The organism is Saprospiraceae bacterium, assembly GCA_016719615.1.
In the GTDB taxonomy this organism is placed as follows: Bacteria; Bacteroidota; Bacteroidia; order Chitinophagales; family Saprospiraceae; genus Vicinibacter.
Map to the genome: position 1 here is coordinate 1,920,807 of JADJYQ010000001.1, position 21,116 is coordinate 1,941,922.

Genomic DNA, 21,116 nt, shown 5'->3' on the forward strand with positions numbered 1-21,116 from the left:
ATTTCATTTGTCACTGACAGCTATGGTCATCGCAATCGCCGTATTCCGTACCACCATAACACGGATCCAGGGTATCCTCGGCACAATCTCCAAAATCAGTAAAGGAGGGAGTTCCTTCCTGATAAGTAGTACCCGTCCAACACCAGGGTGTTTCCTTTTTGCAACAAGCGGTACCACAGATCAATTGGCTCCATTCTGTGCGGGGTGGCTCCTCATTTGGATATTCTATTACGCACCAAATATAACAAAGTGCTGAGTAAAAGTCACTGCAAAAACACCAAAATTACCTCCACAAGCAAATGTGTCTCTGTAAGCAGTATTTGCAAATAATTGTCCTACCAGATATCTTTCCAGGGATTTTTTCGCTTTAGCATAAAACAAATCCATCTCGGCTACCAGTGTGGCATAATCCGGCACTGCGGCGATGGAGTCCCACCTATCCAACAGGGAGTCGCATCCATTGGTCAAAAGAGAAATTTCAAAATTCGTTATGACAAATTTTGATAAAACGCCTTGATCCTGACATCTCCATAAATCGTAGGTCGCATAAACCTGACAGGGTGAATAGCCTTCTACATTAAGCAATTGGACCGCAGCTGTTGCCGTTTTTACGCAGTCTTCCTGTTCCTCTTCGTCAAAACAGTATTCATCTGATCTTAAGGTAAGATTGGTATTCGATTTTTCATCCGTAAAACGGGAGTCTTCGGAGTTGGTTACTTCACAGGAGAAAAATCCTACCGTGAAAATTAAAATATAATACAAATTATTGAGTCTCATTTTATTTAGTTTTGTAATAAAAAAACATGGTCAATTACTCCTTAAAATATTAAGGGCATGAAAGTGAAATCATTGACCGGGAAATTCTTTTGATCAATATTTTTTAATTAGAATCCATATCTTTAATTTCTAATGAGATTAGATTCAAAATAAGAATCATCCGGTCAACTCTTGTCGGGTGGTATATATTCAGTGTTCTCCATATCGATGGGGGTTTTGTGGTTAATTAATCTCCACGCATTCCTTTCTATTAAAATCCGGAATGTCTAAATCATCCTCCTCCGTTGCAATATATTTATATCTATATAGGCTGTATAACAAAGAGTAAATTTTAACATAATTTTAACCAAATTATGCAGACATTGGGCTTCGTATAATAAGTAATTTCTCAAATTCTTTTGTCTTTGATCTACTTTAAAACTTTCTAAATAATTTACTCACTATTCCTAAATAAATAATTTCAAAATCAACACTTCAAGAACATAAATGAACTTGAAATAAAAACCCAAATAATGAAGAATATGGTCCTTACTTCGATTGCATTTAATAGGATACTAAACGCATAAAATTATAAGCCAACTAAACTACTGTCCGCAAAAGATGGCAGGAGTATCTTAACAAGGAAGCGGAAATCATGCGGTCTTTGGAATTGCGTGGGGATCGGATGCATTGAAAAAAATTGAACACTTACAAAATCAGGACGATTTACAAGTTTTTACTTCACCTGTTCTAATTTCTGCGTTTGAACATCCTGACTAAGCTCGATCAATTTGCTCATGATGGCAACACAGGATTCAACAACCGGTGCAATGGATTGTCTTTGTTCTTCTTCCGGTTTGGTGATGAGTTTTCCGTATTGCTCGGGCGTATATGCAAGGGTTATTTTTTCGGTTGCGCATTTGCAATAATCCTGTACGAGATCGGGATATTTTTCTGCTGTGCGTTTTCCGTTTTCGAGACATTGTTGAATGAGCAATGATTTCATTTCTGCATCCCAATATTGAAGATTCTCACCAGTAAAAGCAGCTGATTTTTTTTGTGGTGCCTGAACACTCGTTTTAGGAGTCTCAGCATTATTCAAACTGAGATAAATACCCGCTGCCAAACAAATCGTTGCAAGTGCTAATGCAATTATTCGATCAATTTTTCGGGCCTCTTCAGGTCTTGTATCTGGTTCTTGCTTTTTTTGAATCCAGCCGAAAGTTTTCGCAAACAAATAAATGCCTGCAAGAACAAGTATATATCCTAAATAAACAAACATAGTCGATTTTAAATGTGGCCTCCGGCCGTTAACTATTAAATAAGCCGTCGTAATGGTTGTCTTTTCCAGATCCTTTCTCCAGGGTCTGTCGTTCGGGTTGTTTGGATTCTAATAAATTTTCTGATTTTCCACCCATCAACAAGAGTTTACTTTTTTCTTCGTATTGCTGAAGCATCTTCAATCCTTCTTCTTCAAAAACGCCATTTTGTAAATCTACTGAACTCATGAAGTTGGATGAGAGTTCCATAAATCTTTCCATCTCCCCTACTTTGTAGGCTACGTCATCGGCGATATGTTCCAAAGCCTGGTCGAACATGATTCGCTGATCCGCATTGCCACTGATGACGTTCATGGCTGATTTCATGGCGCTGTGTGAAGCCCGAATGGCTTTGCGTTCCTGTTCCTTCAACTTCACCTGATCTTTGGTGTCTTCGAGCAGGATCTCTGAATTCTGATACATTTTTGTGAGCACTTTACTCAGGATATCCATTTTTGAAAGCAGGTGCTGGTATTTTTCATTGGTATCCTGCAACCTGGCAGCTTTGCGTGTTGCTAAAACCATTTGTGATTCCTGATCCTGGGTGCGGGCTACCTGTGCCATGCGCAGTTGCTGTTCAATTTCTTTGCTGTTTTCTGTTACATTGGTTTGCAGCTTTCGGATTTGTCCTTTCAAGACTCCTATTTGTTCGCTCATGGTCGACAAATTCTTTTCCAGGTCGTCTATATAATTTTTAAGAATACCAATAGGATCGATGGTCACAAAAATTCCGGTAAACCACCGCATGATGCTTTTATACATATAGCCTATGAGCGTTCTCATTTTGGGATCTAGGATCATATAAATTACAGCACCTAGCACCAGCAACATACCGCCCAAATAAATGAGGTTTGAAGTAAGGCTTATGATGTAGGGAAGGTTTTTATAGAGCAGATATCCACCACCAAGCAGCAGACCTCCTAAAACTACGGAGCCGGTCACTCCTTCGGGTTTGCTCCAGAAGCCTTTTGGCTTATCGAATCCGGGACCTGTGTTCATTGTACTCATTGACTATGATTGACTATGATTGAATATGATTGACTATGATTGAATATGATTTACTTTGATTAACTATGAATTACTGTGATTGTGAACTGGCGTCAAAGTTAATGTGTTGTAAGGCAATTGCCTATGAGAAGCGTCAAATTAATCGATTTTATCGACTACAGGAAGTCTACGTCCGGCAAATAGGGATAACGCATGAGAAACTGGATCGCCTTTTCAATGGGAAAGTCTTCAAAAACGACGCTAAAGATCATATCTATGATGGGTACTCGCAGGTGGTAGTGTTTGGCTAATTGATTGGCAATTCGGACGGTTCTAACACCTTCTACAACTTCATCGAGACTGCTGATGATGTCTTTTAGGCGTTCACCTTTGCCCAAACGGTAACCGAAGTTAAAATTGCGGCTATTGGGGCTGGTAGCTGTAGCTATGAGGTCGCCTATCCCAGCTGTACCCAGAAAAGACTTGGATGAGGAACCAATGCAGCGACCCAGCTCGATCATTTCCCTCAATCCTCGGGTGATCAACATGGCTTCGAGGTTTTTGCCCAATCCTTTGCCGGATAACATTCCTGAACCCAAAGCAATAATATTCTTTAAAGCACCTGCCATTTCAGCTCCAAGCAGATCATAAGAGCCAAAAACAAAGAAAAACCGACTGGACAAGACATCAGATCCGGCTTTGATGACTTCGTCGTATTCGCTGGCAATGACAGAAGCTGCCGGTTGATTAGCCATGATCTCTCGGTAAAGATTGGGGCCTGCCAAGCAACCTACTCTCAAAACCGAAGTCTCCTGGCGGATCACCTCGCTCATGGTATGAATATTCTTACGGGAAATGTTGACCCGGGCAATATCATTAACCTTAATACCTGCCAGATCAAGGCCTTTTGTCGCATGGATCAAAACATGTGCCGGACTCAGGTACGGGGACATTGAAACGCAAGTTTCCCGAAAATTCTCAGAAGGAACAACAGGGAATATCAAAGAAGCGCGTTCGCAAATCTCTTCCAAAGATTTGGTCGCATGTATGCGAGGATCAAGTCTATACCCCAGATTCTCGTGTACGGTATTGATGCGGTCTACAACTTCTTGCTGCCTTGAAAAGATCAACACATCAACATTATGTGCCAGCAGACTGGCTACGGTGGTACCGAAACTGCCTGCGCCTACAACTCCTACTATTTTCTTTTCCTTTGGCACAGTAATACTGAATGGGAGGACAAAGGTAGGAAAATGAAAGGAAGTTTGGGAAGAGGGGGAAGTGGGCAGTTTTCAGTTGGCAGTTTTAATAAGGCTAAAGTCTAAAGGGAAAAGGTTGAAGGCTTTAGATTGTTTGTTGTTAGTTGCTGGTTGTTAAATTTCCAGGTCTGATTACCTTTAGTCTTTTCCCTTTTAAGCTTTGAGCTCAAGGCGTAAGGCTTTCTTTAATACGCATTCCTAAATTCCAATTTCTGAAAATGGCTCTCCAGAAATATTTCAAAATCTTTTAAAGGTTTAGGAGCATGATGGTTGTCGGTTACTTTTTTGTAAAGTCCGAATTCTTTAACAATGACGATCGTATTGGGAAGGTCCGGAATATAGAGTTCCGGTTCAACGGGATAAACGGGTGCCAGATCAAAAAATCTGGAAGCTGCGATTTGTTTTTTGACTTCATCCCACCAGGCATCTGTGGCTAATGCATATTGGCAACCTAATTTATCTACGTGCTGAAGTCCTTCGTATTTAACAATACCATTTTCATAAACAGTATATTGAAATGTCGGACAAAAACCGAAACAGGCTGAGCGCTGATAATATAATATCGTATCCACTTTGTCCACTAAAGTATCAGTAGCCGTGAAAGTTGTTTTAAAAATGGGAAGTTCGGGCGCAGGTTTCTGAGATTTACCATTAACATTGCCACCGTTTGAAGCTTTCCTGTTGCAAGAACAGATGCTTACAAAACAAACGAGTGTTAGTATGTTTAAATTAAAATAAGAAAGCATCATTTTTTTAAATTTTTAGCTTTTTCCTGTTGTGCTTTTTGTTGTTCTTTCATCATTTGTTCGAGTCGTTCGCGGAAACCACCGGTCTTTTTTGGTTTGGCTTTGTTTAATTCAAGTTCGGCCCGGATCTTATTCTGATCAAACAAATAATATTTACCCAACAGGGTTTGAAAGATATTTAAAATGTTGCTGAAAAACATATAACAAGTCAAGCCCGCAGCTGTTTTGTTAAACATAAACCAGAAGATAACCGGCATAAGGTACTGCATGTATTTCATGGCCGGATTGGCTGAGAAATCCATGGACTTTGACGAATAATAACTAAAAATAAGCGTTGAAACCATCCAAAGAAATGCAAACAAAGACATCGTATCGCCAAACAAGGGCAATTCAAACGGAAGTCTGAGGAACTCATCGTAAGAAGTCAGATCCGCAGCCCATAAAAAGGACTCCTGCCGGAATTCTATGGTAGCCGGAAAGAAACGGTACAAGGCAATCCAGATGGGCATTTGGAGCAATAGTGGAAAACAACCTCCCAGTGGATTAACACCGAATTCATTGTACATTTTCATCGTTTCCATCTGCTGCTTCTGCATGTCATCCTTATACTTGGCCTTTACTTTTTCGATCTCCGGTTTTAAAGCCATCATTTTTGCCTGTGAGTGCAACATTTTATAACCTAATGGAAAAACAAGCAACTTTACTATTAAAGTCATCAATAAAATGATCACGCCTTTAGCTCCTACAAGATCTTCGAGAAAAACAAACATGGGACGAATGACATGGCGGTTGACCGTCCCGAAAATGCTCCAGCCATAGGGAATGATGTATTGGAGGTCCTGATTAAAAACCGCCAGTTTTTTATATTCGTTCGGACCAATAAACCATAACATAGCATATTCCTTACCGGAAACATCCGATCCTGGAATTTCAGCATCCGTTACCAATTTTTTCAAATCAGAATCTGTTTCAGCAAGCAAAATGGTTTCATAAGTTGCTTTAGAAAAACCTGCATTCGCAATGAGCGTTGAATTGTAAAATTGATGGGAATGAGAAATCCATTGCACGCGTTTTTCAAGACTCTCTATCTTATCGTCTGAACGGCAAGAACAGTAGTCCGGGTCATTTTCTTTTTCTTTAAAATAAACGGTACTGTTATACCTTTCGTACTCCCAGTTTTTTTCAATTTTATCGAGGTAATTTTCCCAATGTAATTTAATTGGAATGGAAGCATCCAATCCTTCCGCCGTAATGGAATATTGAATGGTATAGTCATCTTCAACAAGTTTATAGCGCTGTATAAATTTCACACCGTCATCAAGGACCGCCGTAAACACCAAAGACAAAGGATCCGGTTGCTGCACGTCAAAATACAAATTTTGCGTTTGATATTCTTTGCCTTTATGATTAAATCTGTAATCAAAAACATTCTTAGAGTCTTCAAGCAATTTGACTTGCTCCAGCAATTCCTGCCCTTCCTGTATTCCAAAGGATTTGAACTGAGCTTTGATCAACGCAGCCGTAATCCGAGCGCCCTTATTTGAAAATTGAAGGCTGAGTTTTTGATTTTGGAGCGTTACTGATTTTTCTTCTTCTACAATTACAATCGGCTTGCTTGAATCTTGTTGGACTTTCTGAATCGTATCCAAAGATTTCATGGGCTCTGAAGGAGGAGCTACATTTTGCAATTGTGCTATTGAATCCTGGACATGCTGACGTTGTTTTTGTTCTTCCAACTCTGGTTGAAAAAAATATTGATTCCATACAAACAGTACTGCAATGATGAGTACTATTCCAATTATCTGATTCCGATCCATAAATATCTTGATATTGTACTAAGGCGGGCAAAGGTACAAGCTAAATATGGAAGCGTAAAGCCAAAAGCTAAAAGCTTAAAGGCTATATTAACTAAGATTCAATAAGGGCGGGGGCTGAGAGCAAATATTATTAAATACTCTTTGAATTATGCCAATTAAAGCAATTACATAGCTTCATGAACCGGGAGTTCAACGAATACTCATGGGCAGTCCTTTGCTTTTCGAAAAGGGTTTTACTCCTGGAGTTAATCCAAAAGTTTGGCAGGATGAAATTCTTGATTAAAAAAAAACTATCCCTTGCACGTTCAAGCGGATAGTTTGTAAGACAGTAGTAGGTAATGTATAATTATTTTAAAAGACAAGCATTTCGATAAATGCTTCAAAACCCGGGTTCTTGAAGCTAACCTTACCTATCACTACCTGTTAAAAGTAAATGATAGCTATGGTTAAAATTCTGAAGTCAAACAATCTCTTTTATATAACCGGTCTACAATAATATAGATACGCTGAACCGGCAAGTTGCTGCCTGATGGTCTAAATTTATTTATAAATATATTTTTATAATATATATTCTACTGTTTTACAGTTTTTTAGTTGATTTATTTTTATTTTATAAATTAAGTGAGGAGTGCTTTTACCAACATTTACTGGATATTCAAATGGATTTATCTGAATTTCATTTTAGGATTATGATGATCTATTCACTTTTTTGATCGATACTCTGACGAAAAACAGAAATACGAAATATTCATATTATAATTATTTTAATGTATAAATTATTTATTATTAATTGTAAATGATATGTTATCAATTCAAAACGAGGTATTTCAACCAGATTTTCCCTTTAATTTTGTATCTTCATTTCAAATACTTTATGCAGTCCATTAGAAATATTGCCATCATTGCACACGTAGATCACGGAAAAACTACCCTGGTCGATAAGATCCTACATCAGACCAAGCAGTTCCGGGATCATCAACAGACCGGTGAACTCATTCTCGACAACAATGAACTTGAGCGCGAAAGAGGGATTACGATCCTGGCCAAAAATGTATCCGTTAATTATAAAGGCACGAAAATTAATATTATAGATACTCCGGGTCACGCTGATTTCGGAGGTGAAGTAGAGCGGGTGCTCAATATGGCCGATGGTGTATTATTGCTAGTTGATGCTTTTGAAGGGCCCATGCCACAAACCAGATTTGTCTTACAAAAGGCATTAAATATGGGTAAAAAACCGATTGTTGTAATCAATAAGGTTGATAAACCGAATTGCAGACCTGATGATGTACACGATGCCGTATTTGAATTATTTTTCAACCTTGAAGCTACAGAAGAGCAATTGAATTTTCCCACCGTTTACGGTTCCTCCAAACACGGTTGGATGAGCAAACATTGGAATGAACCAACAACGGATATTACTTATCTTTTGGATGCGATCATCGAACATATTCCTAATCCCCAGATACCTGAGGGCAATCTCCAAATGATGATCAGCAGCCTTGATTACTCTTCATATATAGGCAGAATTGCGATCGGAAGAATTTTACGTCAGGGAATTCGCATTAATCAACCGGTAACGTTAGTGAAGCGGGATGGCTCTCAAGTCAAATCAAGAGTCAAAGAGTTATTCACCTTTGAAGGTCTTGGAAAAATTAAAGTGGAACAAGTAGATGCCGGGGATATCTGTGCAGTATTTGGTCTCGAAAATTTTGATATTGGTGACACAATTGCGGATTTTGAAGCTCCGGAAGGTCTGACTCCTATCCAGGTTGATGAACCCACCATCTCTATGTTATTCACCATCAACAATTCACCTTTCTTTGGAAAAGAAGGAAAATATGTGACTTCCAGACACATTCGTGAAAGACTGGAAAAAGAATTGGAAAAAAATCTAGCGTTAAGATTAGAAGATACCGAATCACCAGATTCCATTTTGGTATATGGCAGGGGTATACTTCACTTATCAGTTCTTATAGAAACCATGCGCAGAGAAGGTTATGAAATGCAGGTAGGCCAACCAAGAGTTATTATCAAAGAAATTGAAGGGCAAAAATGCGAACCAATCGAAGTCATGACTGTGGATGTACCGGAAGCTTTTTCCGGAAAAATCATCGAGCAAGTGAGCATGCGTAAAGGTGAGTTAACTGTCATGGAAACACGTGGTGATCTCATTCATATAGAATTTGAAATTCCTGCCCGTGGATTAATCGGTTTGAGAAACGTACTTTTAACGGCTTCAGCTGGTGAGGCTATTGTTGCACACCGTTTTAAAGAATTCCAGGCATGGAAAGGAAATATTCCATCAAGATCCAACGGAGTGCTCATATCAAAACTTGCTGGTTCGGCTACTGCTTACTCTATCGCTTATTTACAAGATCGTGGTCAATTTTTTATCGAACCAGGCGAAAACATATACATCGGGCAAATCATCGGCGAGCAAATCAGACCTGGTGACCTTATCGTCAATGTCGTCGAAGGTAAAAAGCTCACAAACATGCGTGCATCAGGTTCTGATGGAACCATTCAAATTGTACCAAAAATTCAATTTAGTCTTGAGGAAGCACTCGAATATATTCAGGAAGATGAGTACGTAGAGGTAACTCCAAAATCAATACGGCTACGCAAAATCATCCTTGATGAAAATGAGCGCAAAAAAGCGCAGAAGAGGGTTGTGATGGCGGAAGCGTAATTTTGTAGGGTTTGAGCATTTAGGCATGTAGGCATGTAGGCATGTAGGAATGTAGGCATTTAGGTTTGTAGGCTTGTAGGCTTGTAAACAAAGTCCTATAGACTGTTAGTCTGTTAGTCTGTTAGTCAATATCAAACTGAAATCTTCATTATTTTGGCTTTTAGGGTATACATATTTTTTATTCCTCCAGACGAAATAATCACTATTTTATTGAATAAGTTCTTCATGTCGAGGCGACAAAATCATCATCTTTTTATTGAATAATTTCATGATGTCAAGACTTCAATGCCTTTACGCTCTATTCCTTATTCTATAATCCTTACTCTATAATCTTTAATCCTTACTCTATACTCTTTTCGCTATAATCCTTGATCCCCATTCCTTACTCACTGCAATAATAATCCGAGCTCGCTACCATAACAGCTATTGTCTGAATTATGTCTAGCTTCTTCATATCCAATAAATTTAATGCGATGAATCATGTTTCCGAATGGAAGGTATAATCCCATAAATAATGCCTCTAACAAATGAAAGTACATAAATCAAAGAGGGTATTAGGGACATTAAAAAAGCCGCACAGAAGAATGAACTGTGCGGCTTTAGAAATAACAGATCATTAGTTTAATTTCTTATTTGAAACACTACTTCGCTGATTTCTTCGCTTTCTCCATCTTCATGACCCCAAACTTTTGCTACAAATTTATAACTTTTACCTGCAGTGAATCCATTGGCGGCTGATAGACCCAGCGTTGCTAAATAATTATAATTACCTGATGTTTCGTGTACATGTGCGTCATCAGGTTTGTTATAAATTACGGCATTTGAACTTAGGTCAATGATCTGGATATTGATGTGATGTACTGTATTTCCAGTATGACTTTCAAACTCAACTTCAATCTCGAGATTTTGATTTAGATCATAAAACGCACTATCAGATGGTGAATGAATATGAGCATGATATTCGAATTCATCCCCGTGATCATCATCATCACCGCAACCTATAAAAGGCACAACAATCAATGCTAATAAATATAAAGTCCATTTCATAATTTTTGATTTTAATTTTAATTTAAAAAAAATAATGTAAGTCAATAGCCATTTTGTTTCGAAGTTGGCTATCCCCTCCGGCGTAATTTTGCTCGAGTGGAATTGAGTACTGCAAATTTAATAACAACGCATCTTTTCTTATGCTCAAACCTATTGGCCATAATAAACCCCATCCACCCGTATTTTCAATTTGAAATCCATTTACGCCCCGATCATTCCATGAATGTTCCCATGAAAATCCAGTTTGAGGAGTTAAGGCGAATCCGTTACTCCATTCTTTAATTACAAAGAATAAAGAACTCAAGCTGAGCTGATTTCCAAAATGATAATCATCTTTTGATTTGAGATACTGAAGGTAATAGGATCCTAAATATATTCCCATTTGGTCTTTTGATATGGCGACTGATGCTTGTGCATTTATGCCGAACGCGCCGTTCCCGGTATTAAAATTCTCAGGAAGATTACTCGCATGTAAATCCGTCAAATATTTACCGGTAGGAAGTTTAAAGCCAAGTCCTACTTGTGCTTCTGCCAAATATCCCTTTCCCAAATCCCTAGCCTTCATTAAAATTGCATGCAACATTACCCGGGCATCTCCAAATCCCTGATTTTGACTATTACCAACTTCAGAATTTCTGGTATTCAGCTGATAGGGTATTTGCGCATTGAATTTTAAATTCTCATTCAAATAATAATTACCAGCCAGCAGGCATGTATGAAAAACATCCGTAGATTTTCCCATATGATTTGATTTGTAATAAGCACTTGCATACTGAAGGCTCATGCCATTTTTATAAACCAGATCTGAAATCCCTCCAGATGGCCCACTCATATTGCATGCACATTTATCACAAGCTGCAACTACGCTTAGGACTCCAATACTTGCGTAAAGGAGTAATATTCCTCGTTTCATAAAATTTTAATTGAATAAAAAATATATTTGCGAAAGCTCAACCGCAAACATCCGGAGGTATAAAACGATTTTCAACAAAATTACCGGACTCTGGTTCTAAATAGTTAAAATTCTGTTTCTCCACAGAACCAGTCAAATGAACAGCCGTCCAGCACTGCTCTGGCATATAAAACTCAAAGCTATGTTTTGAATCAATAGGGGGTATCGTTTTATCCTTTGAAGATTGATCTTGTTTTAATTGTTTCGCGAGATAACATTTGCCTTTGCATTTTTTGGAAACGAGTTTCTTGTTGATGCAAATAGTCGTTTGAATAGTGTTTTGATGATATAGAAAAAATACGATATTCACAATCTCCCGGGATCCGGAAAAGGCAATTAGAAATGCTAATAAACAGATACTTAAACGCATCTTTTTCTGGCGCGGATTTGGACAAAGTTAAACATATTATGAGAAACAAATTTGCCATTCATCATATCTTATCATGATTTTGGTCAGTTTGGCCAAATTCGCAGTTGAATAATGAATTATTTAATAGAAAAATCCTTGGATCGTAAATTTAAGGCAGAGATTTTTTTTCCTACTTGAAATCCTAAAACCAGACCTTCCTCACAATCAGTTCGAAAATGCACCCCTAGATAGATCCTCGAAAATGCATTTTCAAAAGCCATTTCATAAAATGAATTAAAACTTCTGGGCTTTCCATTAAACTCATCTCTGGAAGCATGTGACATATCTTTCATCTTATAATCCTGACCATACAATTGGGTTAATACTTCAGCTGCTGCAGCACCAAATGTTGAATGACCTGATGGGTATGCTGGAAAATTAGGCGAAGGAAAAAGTGGCTTCCAATCGGGATCTAAAACTTTTTTGATGTAATTTTCCGGTCGCTCCAGATTATAAATATACTTTGAATTCCAACAGACAATGCCAGCATCTGCCAATGCTAAACTTACTTTAAGGTAGGTCTCCAAAACAATTGCAGTTTCGGGCATTTCCAAATTAATGATCTGATTGGTAATGGAAATCCACCTGGAAGATGGTGCAAAAGTTAATCCCTGGTGATCATCACTCCAAAATTCGGCGATCCATTTGTTTTCAGATGTTAGTGGTGAGCTCACGGTCATCACCTCTAAAGCGTCCGTATAAAAAATAGAACTTGCATCGTATTTGTATTCTGGTAAAGGCTTTGAATGCAATTTTGAAACATCAATTACAAATGGTCTGACCTTACCCCAATAAGGCAACAAGGGTGGCAATGGGTGTTCTTCAGATGGTATCCATTTGCCATGTCCGCGAGGTATTTTATAATTTAAATCATAGATTTGAAGAAAGGCCATATGTCCAATGGTATCAGATGCGGAGTAATTATAGACCATGTTTGCGATCTCAAGCCCGAAACTTTCTGACTTATCAATCAGTTCATGGTTAAACTGTTTGCTTAACAGATGCCGTTTATTTTCGTACAATTGATTTATTTTGTTTTTAATAAAAACCGGTGCGGTTACAAAATAACGGTCCAATAAGGATTTGAAAGTCACATTTAAAGCTGCTGAAAGATTATAATCGCCACTGATCGGATAGGATGGGATTTTCAATCCATACTGCATTGCCAAACTTTGATGTGTTTGCTTCATCGTTGGCATACCGACCTCATATGCGGCAAGTGATATATAAGCGAAAGTTCTTGCTGAAATAGGCGCCCTATACCCTTCTGTAAATCTATCCGCTTCCAAAAATAAACCCACCCAATCCAAAAGCAATTCATTTGCCTGTTTCTCCCATGGGCTTATTTTTTTAATTCCATTTGAATTGAATATGAAAAAACCTAAAACTAGGATAATGACTCCAACAATCATACCCATCCTTAGACTTATCACATTTAATGGAACAATTTTAAGAAATGATATATTCAATTTCATTTATGAAGTAATCTCCTATTTTATTCAAAAATTTAAATCAATTAAAATTAATATTTACCAAACTCTGGGATTGCCTTTGGGATGAATCAAAGATCAACCTGAATCTTGTTTTATTTTCAAATGATTGATCAATGCTGATTTTAACTTTATGCAAATCCAAAATTTGATGGACTAGAGACAAACCTATACCGAACCCATTTATGGAAGCATGTTGTGGACTCCTGTAAAATGGTTTAAAAATATGTATTGCTTCATCACTTGTGATTCCTGTTCCCCGATTTTCAATATCTACTGCAAAAACATTCTTTTCTTGATATTTCATTCTCAATTCCACTAACTTATCCATACTATACTTACATCCATTATCCATAAGATTTTTAAAAGCCGTTTTTAAAAGTGATTCATTACCCACAATCAATAACTCATTTTCATCTTCAGGTAAATTTTCTATTTCAACTACAATTTTATATTCCGGGTGATTTTTAAGTAATTCTTCTTTGCCTGCCAAATCATTTCATCAATCCTAAGAAATTTAAATTCAACATCATTGTTTTCAAGGGTAATTCTTGATAATTGCATCAAATTATTAGTTACATCATTCAAGCCTTTTGTATCGTCCAAAATAGATTTTAAAGTTTGCACATAGTCCGCTTTTTCTCTCTCTTTTTGCAAAGTTACTTCCACCTGACTAGCGATAACGCTGATTGGATTTTTCAACTCATGCGACAAATGTGAAATGAACATTTTTTGATTTGAAAACGCTTTTTCAATTCTGGATAACAAATTATTGAACGTATCAACCAATCTCGATAATTCATCTTTTTGATTGGATAAACTCAATCGTTGATTCATGTTTGCCGGCAAAATTGCGTCCACTTGATTCATGATATTATTGATCGGAGCAAGAGCCTGACCGGCAAAAATCCAACCACCTAAGGCTACTAACGCTATGAGAATAAAGAAAACGATCCACAAAATGCGCTGTAAAAATTGCAAGCTTTCGGAAGTAAAAACAGCCTCAGCTATGATAGTATATTGGGTATCCTGTCTGTTTTTGTATAACATTCCCAATGCCTTGTAATGTTTATGTTCAAACCGAAGATCTTTTGACTCTTTAATTTGCTCTAAAATTTGAACTGGGATATCATCAGGCAATGGATTAAAGCTATATACCCGCTTATACTCATCATTATAAACTGAAATATTTTCAGTATAAAGAGGAATATCATTAATACTATCCAAAACATGCTTGCTCTTTTGAATGACCAAGCCAGAGCTTATAACCATGTCTGCAGTCATAATGGCTTTGGATTTCAGATTGCCGTAAAATTCATTGTTAACTTTCAAACTGAATTCATAGTATATAAAAACCAAGGCAAAGACCATTATGACCGCCACGATCAATATAAACTGCATGGTTAATCGGCTTCTGATTTGCATAAACTAGGATAACACGTACTGGTCTGAAATTACTTTTCCTCTTTAAAGATATACCCTGAACCGAATACGGTGTGAATTAATTTATTCGCAAAGGGTCTATCAATTTTATTTCTCAAATAATTAATATAAACTTCAATCACATTGGTGCTGATATCAAAATCTATATCCCAAACTTTTTCTGTGATTTCCGATTTAGGAATAACCCTAGCCTGGTTGTTGATAAAATACATCAATAGGGCAAATTCCTTTGGAGTAAGTTCAATTTTTATACCAGCTCGCATCACTTTTTTCGAATCAACATCCATGATGATGTCTGCATATGTTAAAACCGCTGGCTGTCTCTTTCCCGACTGACTTCTTCTGGCCAGCGCTTTAACTCTTGCCATAAGTTCTTTAAATTCAAATGGCTTGGTCAAATAATCATCCGCCCCACAGTCCAATCCAACGACTGTATTGTCAGTGCCAATCAAAGCTGTTAATAGCAATATAGGAATGGAATTGCCTGTATCCCTAATCTTTCTTACCAAATCAAAACCGTTAAGTTTTGGAATCACGACATCTGAAACAATCACATCGTATTCTGCTGACGTTGCGAGATTAAATCCAACTTCACCATCATAAGCAACATCCACTTGAAATTGATTTTCTACAAATCCCTTTTAAGTGTTTCAACAGCTTTTATTTCATCTTCAATTAATAGTATTTTCATAGAGGCTGTATAATTACAGATTATTCAACTGTTTTCATCATCAACTAAGGCAGTTTCGTCAATTCTAAGCAAATTTTAATATTAGAATTGTTCTAAGGAGACAGCGCAGCCACAGCCCCACTCTACCTTTGCCTATGTAATTTTTTATATTTCATCAAATCAAGTTAAATTATGAATCCCTATTTAAAACGTTACTTATTTTGTTTAACTGCCTTTTCATCACTTTTCATAGCATCGTGTAGCAAAGATACCGACGATAAGGTACCAGATGATAAGATAAATGAAAACCTCGTATCAGGATATCCTGCTGAAGTTGCTGTAGAATGGAACAAAATGTTCCTCGAAATTGAACGATTTGCCGCCGGCTACAGACCAGGGCCAGCTCCAAGAGCTTTGGGTCTTATGGGTCTTGCTACTTATGAAGCGTGCATTTCTGGAATGCCTGATTACAACTCCATAGCAAGCAGATATTCAGGTTTGACAATTACCAAGGCTGAAGCCGATACCGAGTACCATTGGCCAACTGTTGTTCATGCTATTTATTCAACCATGATTCCGCGCTTCTTTCCCAATATTCACTCGAGTGTTTCGAGCAGAGTAAGCGGACTTATTAGTTCTTTAAACAGTAAGTACCTGGCTGAGGCTGGCGAAGAATTGTATAACAGATCCTATAAATTTGGTCAGACTGTTGGACTTGAAATGTGGGATTGGTCAACAACAGATGCCGTGGGCCATGATCATTACAAAGATCCTTTTGGAACCTACAGCTGGCAAGCTAATTTTAAAGGTCCGGGTAACTGGAAACCTACAGAACCTGGACCAGACAAGCCAATGGGAGCGGTATATGGCAAAGTGAGAACCTTTGCTATTACTGAAACAGATAAAATCTGTTTGCCGCCAAGTGCATATTATATGCAATATAGTGAAGACCCAAAGTCCGAATATTATTCTCAGGCTTTACAGGTTTATACTAAAAATGCTGCATCAAGTTACCTTGTTGAATGGATCGGGGAATACTGGAGCGACGATTTATTAAATTTAACTTTTAGTCCAGGACCAAGATGGATTGCTGTCGCTAATCAAATCATCAACATTGAAAAATCAAATTTAGAAACGGCAATTGAAGCCTATGCAAAATGCGGGATGGCATTGAATGATGCTGCGGTGGGTTGTTGGAACTCAAAGTATTATTACAATATTGAAAGACCTGACACCTATATTAAAAAGTGATTGATCCAAACTACAAACCAAATTTGGACAATCCACTTACTGGAGATGTAGGATTTACGCCACCTTTCCCCGCTTATCCTTCAGGTCACTCAACCATGGGAGCCGCTGGTGCAGAAGCTTTAGCCAGCGTTTTTGGATATTCCTATAGCATGACTGACCGTTGTCATGAAGGCCGTGTAGAATTTGAAGGCGTCCCAAGAACTTTTGGAAGTTTGTATGAAATGGCACTTGAAAATGCCTGGTCAAGAGTTTTGTTAGGAGTACACTGGAGAATGGATTGTGACGAAGGCGTTCGTTATGGGACTGTTATTGGCCGTAAAATTAATGCACTCCCTTGGAAAAAATAATGAACTTACTCATTCATGATGAATTCAAATAAATACTAGGGAAGTAAGTACTGAAATTATTCAATTAGAATACCTCTTTAAGTGAAGACTTAAAGAGGTATTTTTGTTTTTTAAACCAATAAACATTTTTTATTAAATTTAGGATACCTATGAAAACTTGCAAATGTTCAATTTCGGTACTCACAGAATTGACTGTGATCATTTTCATCAGCTCCCTATTTTCTTGCCGAGAAATTAAGATAGATAAACAATACTTTCCCGATGGAAAATTATCGAGAACTACTGAATACAAAAACAATAAAAAACATGGAACCATGGTTGATTATTTCTCCAATGGCAAAATAAAATCAATCCGAAATTTTGCAAACGATCATCAGGAAGGTAGAAATATCTATTACTACAATACCGGGATACTCAAAGAAGTCCAATATTATAGTGAAGGATTGCAGGTTCAGGCTGATAGTAGTTGGGACGAAAACGGGAATCTAACTGCGGTAATGAACTTCCAAAATGGATTGAAGCATGGTAAGCTAATGAAATTTGATAGTCTTGGGCAAGTTAAATTTTCTGCAGCCTATGAACGGGATAGTCTCGTTGAAGTAAATGGTGTCATCTTAGCGCGCTAATTCCTAATTGTCATTTCCATGCAAAACCAAACAATCCAAATTTTCACAGCCGGTTGGGTTCTTATACCTTGCATAAAGTTAACGTACAACACAATTTAATAACAGTCAGAAGATTTGCATTACAGATATTTGCACGAAGTAATAATCACTCAAAAAAAGCCGGTGCAAGACCGGCCTTTTTATGTTTTCCTAGGATAGTTAAAAACTCTTACAAGCGATATAATTTTCCATTTTCTTCTACTACAAGATAAGCTTCTTTAAATCCCCGTGATTTTAATTTGACCAAAGCTTCTTTAGCAGCTGGTTCTGATTTATAATTTCCCAGAACGATGATGGTCCATCCATTTTTAGTCCAATGTTCGATTTTGCCCAAATCGCTGATTTTACTAACATCAAACCAATCCGGAGCCTTATACTCTGATACGCGAATTTTGTATTTTCCGGCTTCTTCTTCCTCTTCAACCGGAATCGTCTTTTCAGATTCTTTTTGTACACCTATTTTCGGAGCTTCAGATTTACTCAAGGCCTTAGCAATAAGGCTTGCTCTATCATCCTTGGCAATATCAGCTACGATAAAGGCATCTTTCGCACCATTGGCTTTTACAATTTTCATCGCAGCTATGGCTTCATTAATATCAGCAAAACCGCCTATGCGAATTTTCATAACCTCGTCCACTTTTACTTTATAGACATCCCCATACGCTGCAAATTTTACAAAACGCTCATCCATTCTGGAGTTATACTTCGTTAAAGAAGTGATTTGAATAAAATATAACTTCGGATTTTGGGCCAGTTTTTTAGTCTGCGTCACTTGTTCCTCTGCAACAAGCGTTTCTTGAGAGACTAAATTCTCCTCTGTAATGCGGGCAGGATTTTCAATAATTGCACGTTCCTTTGTTTCTATAGTTTTTATTACAGGAGCTTTTTGATCCTGATTTTGTTTTAATTGAAAGCTATGATAAATATCATCCGCACCTTTGCCGCCATATCTATTGGAAGTAAAATACCCTTCATTTTCCTTATCTAAAATAAAATAATATTCGTCCATAGATGAATTCACACAAGAACCCATATTTTCTACAAGACCTGCATTGCCTTCTGAAAGTTGCGCTTTAAAAACATCTAAACCACCAAAACCTGTGTGCCAATCTGATGAAAAATATAAAGTGCCGTTTTTGAAGAAAGGAGACAATTCATTTCCACCAGAATTGATAACAGCACCTAAATTTGCAGGTTCGGTCCAGTTGTTTTCTTCACTTAAGAAGGAAACATAAATGTCATATCCGCCATAACCGCCGGGTTTGTTGGAAGCAAAATAGAGTACTCTTCCTTTTTCTGTTAGACATGGAAAACCAACGGAATAACCGGCCACGTTGAATGTGAAAGGACGAATGTTGGTCCAGGATCCCGCTGCATTAATATCAGCCATATGTATTTCCAATTTGATATCATGCATCAAAATGCGCTGCAATTCGTAATCTCCGGCTTTGCTAAACACACAAAAGCTATTATCCTCTGTAACAGAAATATTTCCAAAACCCCTTGCTTCTCTGGATAATAAGTCCGCTAGTCCGGTTTGTATTGTCTTTGCTTCACCGGATTTAATGTTAAAATCATTTTTTTGTCCGGAAACAAAAACCAGTTGCTCGTTTACGATTACGGGCGCAAAATCTGCATGAGAAGTATTACTTTCCAGATTTGTCAACTTACAATTGTTAGGTTTGTGGAGCTGTTGGTAAGCATAATCGCAAGTTTCCGCAAAATAATTTCCAATCACAGGATTATGCTTGGCGTATTCCAGAAAATATTTTTTCGCTTTCATAAAATCTCCCTGCCCTCTTAGCATATCTGCATATTCGTAAAAAACATCGGGATCCGACTGCGGAGTTTGGAGCAATTGGGAATACAAAATATCTGCTTTTTCAAATTGAGCTGTTCTTTTGTAACACAAAGCCAGCGCATTCAACAAACCCACATCAGCCGGTTCGCTAATTTGCGCAAGTTCAAATCCGGGAATGGCCTCACTGTAGTTTTTATGCTCAAAATGAAGAAAGGCTTCTTTCAAAGTACTGCTTTGGGATGAGCTCTGAGCAATCAGTTGAGACAATAGGAGCACACCTGATAGAATCAATAATTTTTTCATACTTTGAATTTTGGTTAAAATAGATAGAATCTTGTTATTAAAGCGCTAATATATAAAGATTTTTTATAATCTATTATAAATATGATAAAAATCATTAATATATTTTTGATTCCTCCAAACGTTTTAGATATTGCGGGACAAATCCCGGAAATATCCCTTCCATGACAGTCTTGAAAAATTCTTTAAAAAACCTATTTTTTGCAAGCTTTCTGTGCTTGATTTTCCCAATATTAAACGGTTCTTCTCAGGAGCTTCGCCACCGCCAGGGCGAGTTGATTATACAGTTTAAATCTGATTATAATGTATTGAATATTAATACTTTAAACAAAAGATTACGAAATGATTGGATTTTACTAAGCCCTCAAAAGCAACTCGAAATGTTTGGAATATCTGGCTTTTTGAATTTGACCATACCAGGTACTCGGCAGCCGAACTGATGGAATCGATTTCAACTTATGATTTCGTTTTAAACATTCAGAGAAATCACCTGCTACAATATCGCGTGAAGCCGAATGATCCTTTATTTCAATTACAATGGCATCATTTTAATGACGCTTCTTCGGGAGGTGTCGCAGATGCCGATTTTGATACGGATTTAGCCTGGGATTTGTGCACTGGAGGACTTACAGAAAACATGGACAGTATTGTCATCTGCATCATTGACGATGGCCTCGAAATTCAACATGAAGATATTGCACCTAATATGTGGAGGAATTATGCAGAAATTCCCGGAAACGGAATAGATGACGATCGCAATGGATATATTGATGATTTTCTAGGTTGGAATAGTTTTAAGCAAAATGACCAAATTGATAGCGAAAAACATGGCACTGCGGTAGCCGGACTCGCAGGAGCTAAGGGCAATAATTCTATGGGAATCAGTGGTATAGCATGGCATAATCAAATGATGTTTGTTGCCGGAGGCGGTGATGAAGCCAATGCCATTGAATCTTATGCCTACCCGCTCTATTTCAGAAGACTCTACAATCAATCCAAGGGTAGTAAAGGCGCTTTTGTGGTTGCTACCAATTCATCCTGGGGCGCTGATCTCGTTAAAGCTGAAGACTCGCCTATTTGGTGTGCCATTTATGATAGTCTTGGCAAAGAAGGCATTCTAAACATAGCTTCACAACGAATCAAAACATAGATGTAGATGTTGAGG

General features: G+C 37.6%; 19 protein-coding genes and 1 pseudogene. 5 read left to right on the forward strand and 15 right to left on the reverse strand.

Annotated elements, in window-relative coordinates; all coding sequences use genetic code 11:
- Positions 1–10: 10 nt before the first annotated feature.
- The 7 genes from IPM92_07870 to yidC form a co-directional block, all read right to left on the reverse strand.
- On the reverse strand, positions 11–184 hold the full coding sequence (locus tag IPM92_07870) for a hypothetical protein (protein MBK9108284.1): 174 nt from the start codon (positions 182–184) through the stop codon (positions 11–13).
- 44 nt (positions 185–228) lie between these two features.
- Complete coding sequence (locus IPM92_07875) at positions 229–777, reverse strand: hypothetical protein (GenBank protein ID MBK9108285.1); 549 nt, start codon at positions 775–777, stop codon at positions 229–231.
- 715 nt (positions 778–1,492) lie between these two features.
- On the reverse strand, positions 1,493–2,038 hold the full coding sequence (locus IPM92_07880; GenBank protein ID MBK9108286.1) for a hypothetical protein: 546 nt from the start codon (positions 2,036–2,038) through the stop codon (positions 1,493–1,495).
- Between the two features lie 28 nt (positions 2,039–2,066).
- Positions 2,067–3,083, reverse strand: a complete 1,017-nt coding sequence (locus tag IPM92_07885) for a hypothetical protein (protein ID MBK9108287.1) — start codon at positions 3,081–3,083, stop codon at positions 2,067–2,069.
- Positions 3,084–3,238: 155 nt separating this feature from the next.
- On the reverse strand, positions 3,239–4,282 hold the full coding sequence (locus IPM92_07890) for an NAD(P)-dependent glycerol-3-phosphate dehydrogenase (protein ID MBK9108288.1): 1,044 nt from the start codon (positions 4,280–4,282) through the stop codon (positions 3,239–3,241).
- Positions 4,283–4,506: 224 nt separating this feature from the next.
- Positions 4,507–5,070 (reverse strand): hypothetical protein, encoded by a 564-nt coding sequence (locus IPM92_07895; protein ID MBK9108289.1) that lies wholly within the window; start codon positions 5,068–5,070, stop codon positions 4,507–4,509.
- Positions 5,067–6,884: a membrane protein insertase YidC gene (yidC, locus tag IPM92_07900; protein ID MBK9108290.1), complete on the reverse strand. Its 1,818-nt coding sequence runs from the start codon at positions 6,882–6,884 to the stop codon at positions 5,067–5,069. Before yidC ends, IPM92_07895 begins: the two co-directional genes overlap by 4 nt.
- An 874-nt stretch (positions 6,885–7,758) precedes the next feature.
- Between yidC and typA the strand changes: the two genes are divergently transcribed.
- Positions 7,759–9,576 (forward strand): translational GTPase TypA, encoded by a 1,818-nt coding sequence (gene typA, locus IPM92_07905; protein MBK9108291.1) that lies wholly within the window; start codon positions 7,759–7,761, stop codon positions 9,574–9,576.
- A 621-nt stretch (positions 9,577–10,197) separates the two neighbouring features.
- On the opposite strand, the gene IPM92_07910 is transcribed toward typA, so the two are convergent.
- The 7 genes and pseudogenes from IPM92_07910 to IPM92_07940 form a co-directional block, all read right to left on the reverse strand.
- Entirely contained in the window at positions 10,198–10,623 is a 426-nt protein-coding gene (locus IPM92_07910; protein ID MBK9108292.1) for a hypothetical protein, read from the reverse strand.
- 22 nt (positions 10,624–10,645) lie between these two features.
- Entirely contained in the window at positions 10,646–11,536 is an 891-nt protein-coding gene (locus IPM92_07915) for a hypothetical protein (GenBank protein ID MBK9108293.1), read from the reverse strand.
- 37 nt (positions 11,537–11,573) lie between these two features.
- Positions 11,574–11,945 carry a hypothetical protein gene (locus IPM92_07920; GenBank protein ID MBK9108294.1) on the reverse strand — a complete coding sequence of 124 codons (372 nt, stop codon included), beginning with the start codon at positions 11,943–11,945 and terminating at the stop codon, positions 11,574–11,576.
- 116 nt (positions 11,946–12,061) lie between these two features.
- Entirely contained in the window at positions 12,062–13,459 is a 1,398-nt protein-coding gene (locus tag IPM92_07925) for a vanadium-dependent haloperoxidase (protein ID MBK9108295.1), read from the reverse strand.
- Positions 13,460–13,496: 37 nt separating this feature from the next.
- Complete coding sequence (locus IPM92_07930) at positions 13,497–13,967, reverse strand: ATP-binding protein (GenBank protein ID MBK9108296.1); 471 nt, start codon at positions 13,965–13,967, stop codon at positions 13,497–13,499.
- Positions 13,916–14,899, reverse strand: coding sequence for a hypothetical protein (locus IPM92_07935; GenBank protein MBK9108297.1), 984 nt, complete (start codon positions 14,897–14,899; stop codon positions 13,916–13,918). The genes IPM92_07930 and IPM92_07935 overlap by 52 nt, the downstream gene beginning before the upstream one ends.
- A gap of 29 nt (positions 14,900–14,928) precedes the next feature.
- Positions 14,929–15,608: pseudogene (locus tag IPM92_07940) on the reverse strand (response regulator transcription factor).
- 171 nt (positions 15,609–15,779) lie between these two features.
- On the opposite strand from IPM92_07940, the gene IPM92_07945 reads away from it, so the two are divergent.
- The 3 genes from IPM92_07945 (at position 15,780) to IPM92_07955 (ending at position 17,811) form a co-directional block, all read left to right on the forward strand.
- A complete protein-coding gene (locus tag IPM92_07945; protein MBK9108298.1) occupies positions 15,780–16,838 on the forward strand; it encodes a hypothetical protein in 1,059 nt (352 codons plus the stop codon).
- The gene (locus IPM92_07950; protein MBK9108299.1) at positions 16,835–17,185 is read left to right on the forward strand and encodes a phosphatase PAP2 family protein; all 351 of its coding nucleotides are present in this window, start codon (positions 16,835–16,837) and stop codon (positions 17,183–17,185) included. The genes IPM92_07945 and IPM92_07950 overlap by 4 nt, the downstream gene beginning before the upstream one ends.
- Before the next feature lie 149 nt (positions 17,186–17,334).
- Positions 17,335–17,811 carry a hypothetical protein gene (locus tag IPM92_07955; protein MBK9108300.1) on the forward strand — a complete coding sequence of 159 codons (477 nt, stop codon included), beginning with the start codon at positions 17,335–17,337 and terminating at the stop codon, positions 17,809–17,811.
- A gap of 208 nt (positions 17,812–18,019) precedes the next feature.
- Here IPM92_07955 and IPM92_07960 read toward each other — a convergent pair whose 3' ends face one another.
- A complete protein-coding gene (locus IPM92_07960; protein ID MBK9108301.1) occupies positions 18,020–19,954 on the reverse strand; it encodes a PD40 domain-containing protein in 1,935 nt (644 codons plus the stop codon).
- Positions 19,955–20,297: 343 nt separating this feature from the next.
- Here IPM92_07960 and IPM92_07965 point away from each other — a divergent pair, with 343 nt between their 5' ends.
- Positions 20,298–21,101, forward strand: a complete 804-nt coding sequence (locus tag IPM92_07965; protein ID MBK9108302.1) for a S8 family serine peptidase — start codon at positions 20,298–20,300, stop codon at positions 21,099–21,101.
- Positions 21,102–21,116: the final 15 nt, after the last annotated feature.

Excerpts from the sequence above, each read along its gene's own strand:
- IPM92_07875 (MBK9108285.1), bottom strand. The coding sequence starts at position 777 with ATGAGACTCAATAATTTGTATTATATTTTAATTTTCACGGTAGGATTT.
- IPM92_07880 (MBK9108286.1), bottom strand. The coding sequence starts at position 2,038 with ATGTTTGTTTATTTAGGATATATACTTGTTCTTGCAGGCATTTATTTG.
- IPM92_07885 (MBK9108287.1), bottom strand. The coding sequence starts at position 3,083 with ATGAGTACAATGAACACAGGTCCCGGATTCGATAAGCCAAAAGGCTTC.
- IPM92_07895 (MBK9108289.1), bottom strand. The coding sequence starts at position 5,070 with ATGATGCTTTCTTATTTTAATTTAAACATACTAACACTCGTTTGTTTT.
- yidC (MBK9108290.1), bottom strand. The coding sequence starts at position 6,884 with ATGGATCGGAATCAGATAATTGGAATAGTACTCATCATTGCAGTACTG.
- typA (MBK9108291.1), top strand. The coding sequence starts at position 7,759 with ATGCAGTCCATTAGAAATATTGCCATCATTGCACACGTAGATCACGGA.
- IPM92_07910 (MBK9108292.1), bottom strand. The coding sequence starts at position 10,623 with ATGAAATGGACTTTATATTTATTAGCATTGATTGTTGTGCCTTTTATA.
- IPM92_07915 (MBK9108293.1), bottom strand. The coding sequence starts at position 11,536 with ATGAAACGAGGAATATTACTCCTTTACGCAAGTATTGGAGTCCTAAGC.
- IPM92_07920 (MBK9108294.1), bottom strand. The coding sequence starts at position 11,945 with ATGCGTTTAAGTATCTGTTTATTAGCATTTCTAATTGCCTTTTCCGGA.
- IPM92_07925 (MBK9108295.1), bottom strand. The coding sequence starts at position 13,459 with ATGAAATTGAATATATCATTTCTTAAAATTGTTCCATTAAATGTGATA.
- IPM92_07935 (MBK9108297.1), bottom strand. The coding sequence starts at position 14,899 with ATGCAAATCAGAAGCCGATTAACCATGCAGTTTATATTGATCGTGGCG.
- IPM92_07945 (MBK9108298.1), top strand. The coding sequence starts at position 15,780 with ATGAATCCCTATTTAAAACGTTACTTATTTTGTTTAACTGCCTTTTCA.
- IPM92_07955 (MBK9108300.1), top strand. The coding sequence starts at position 17,335 with ATGAAAACTTGCAAATGTTCAATTTCGGTACTCACAGAATTGACTGTG.
- IPM92_07960 (MBK9108301.1), bottom strand. The coding sequence starts at position 19,954 with ATGAAAAAATTATTGATTCTATCAGGTGTGCTCCTATTGTCTCAACTG.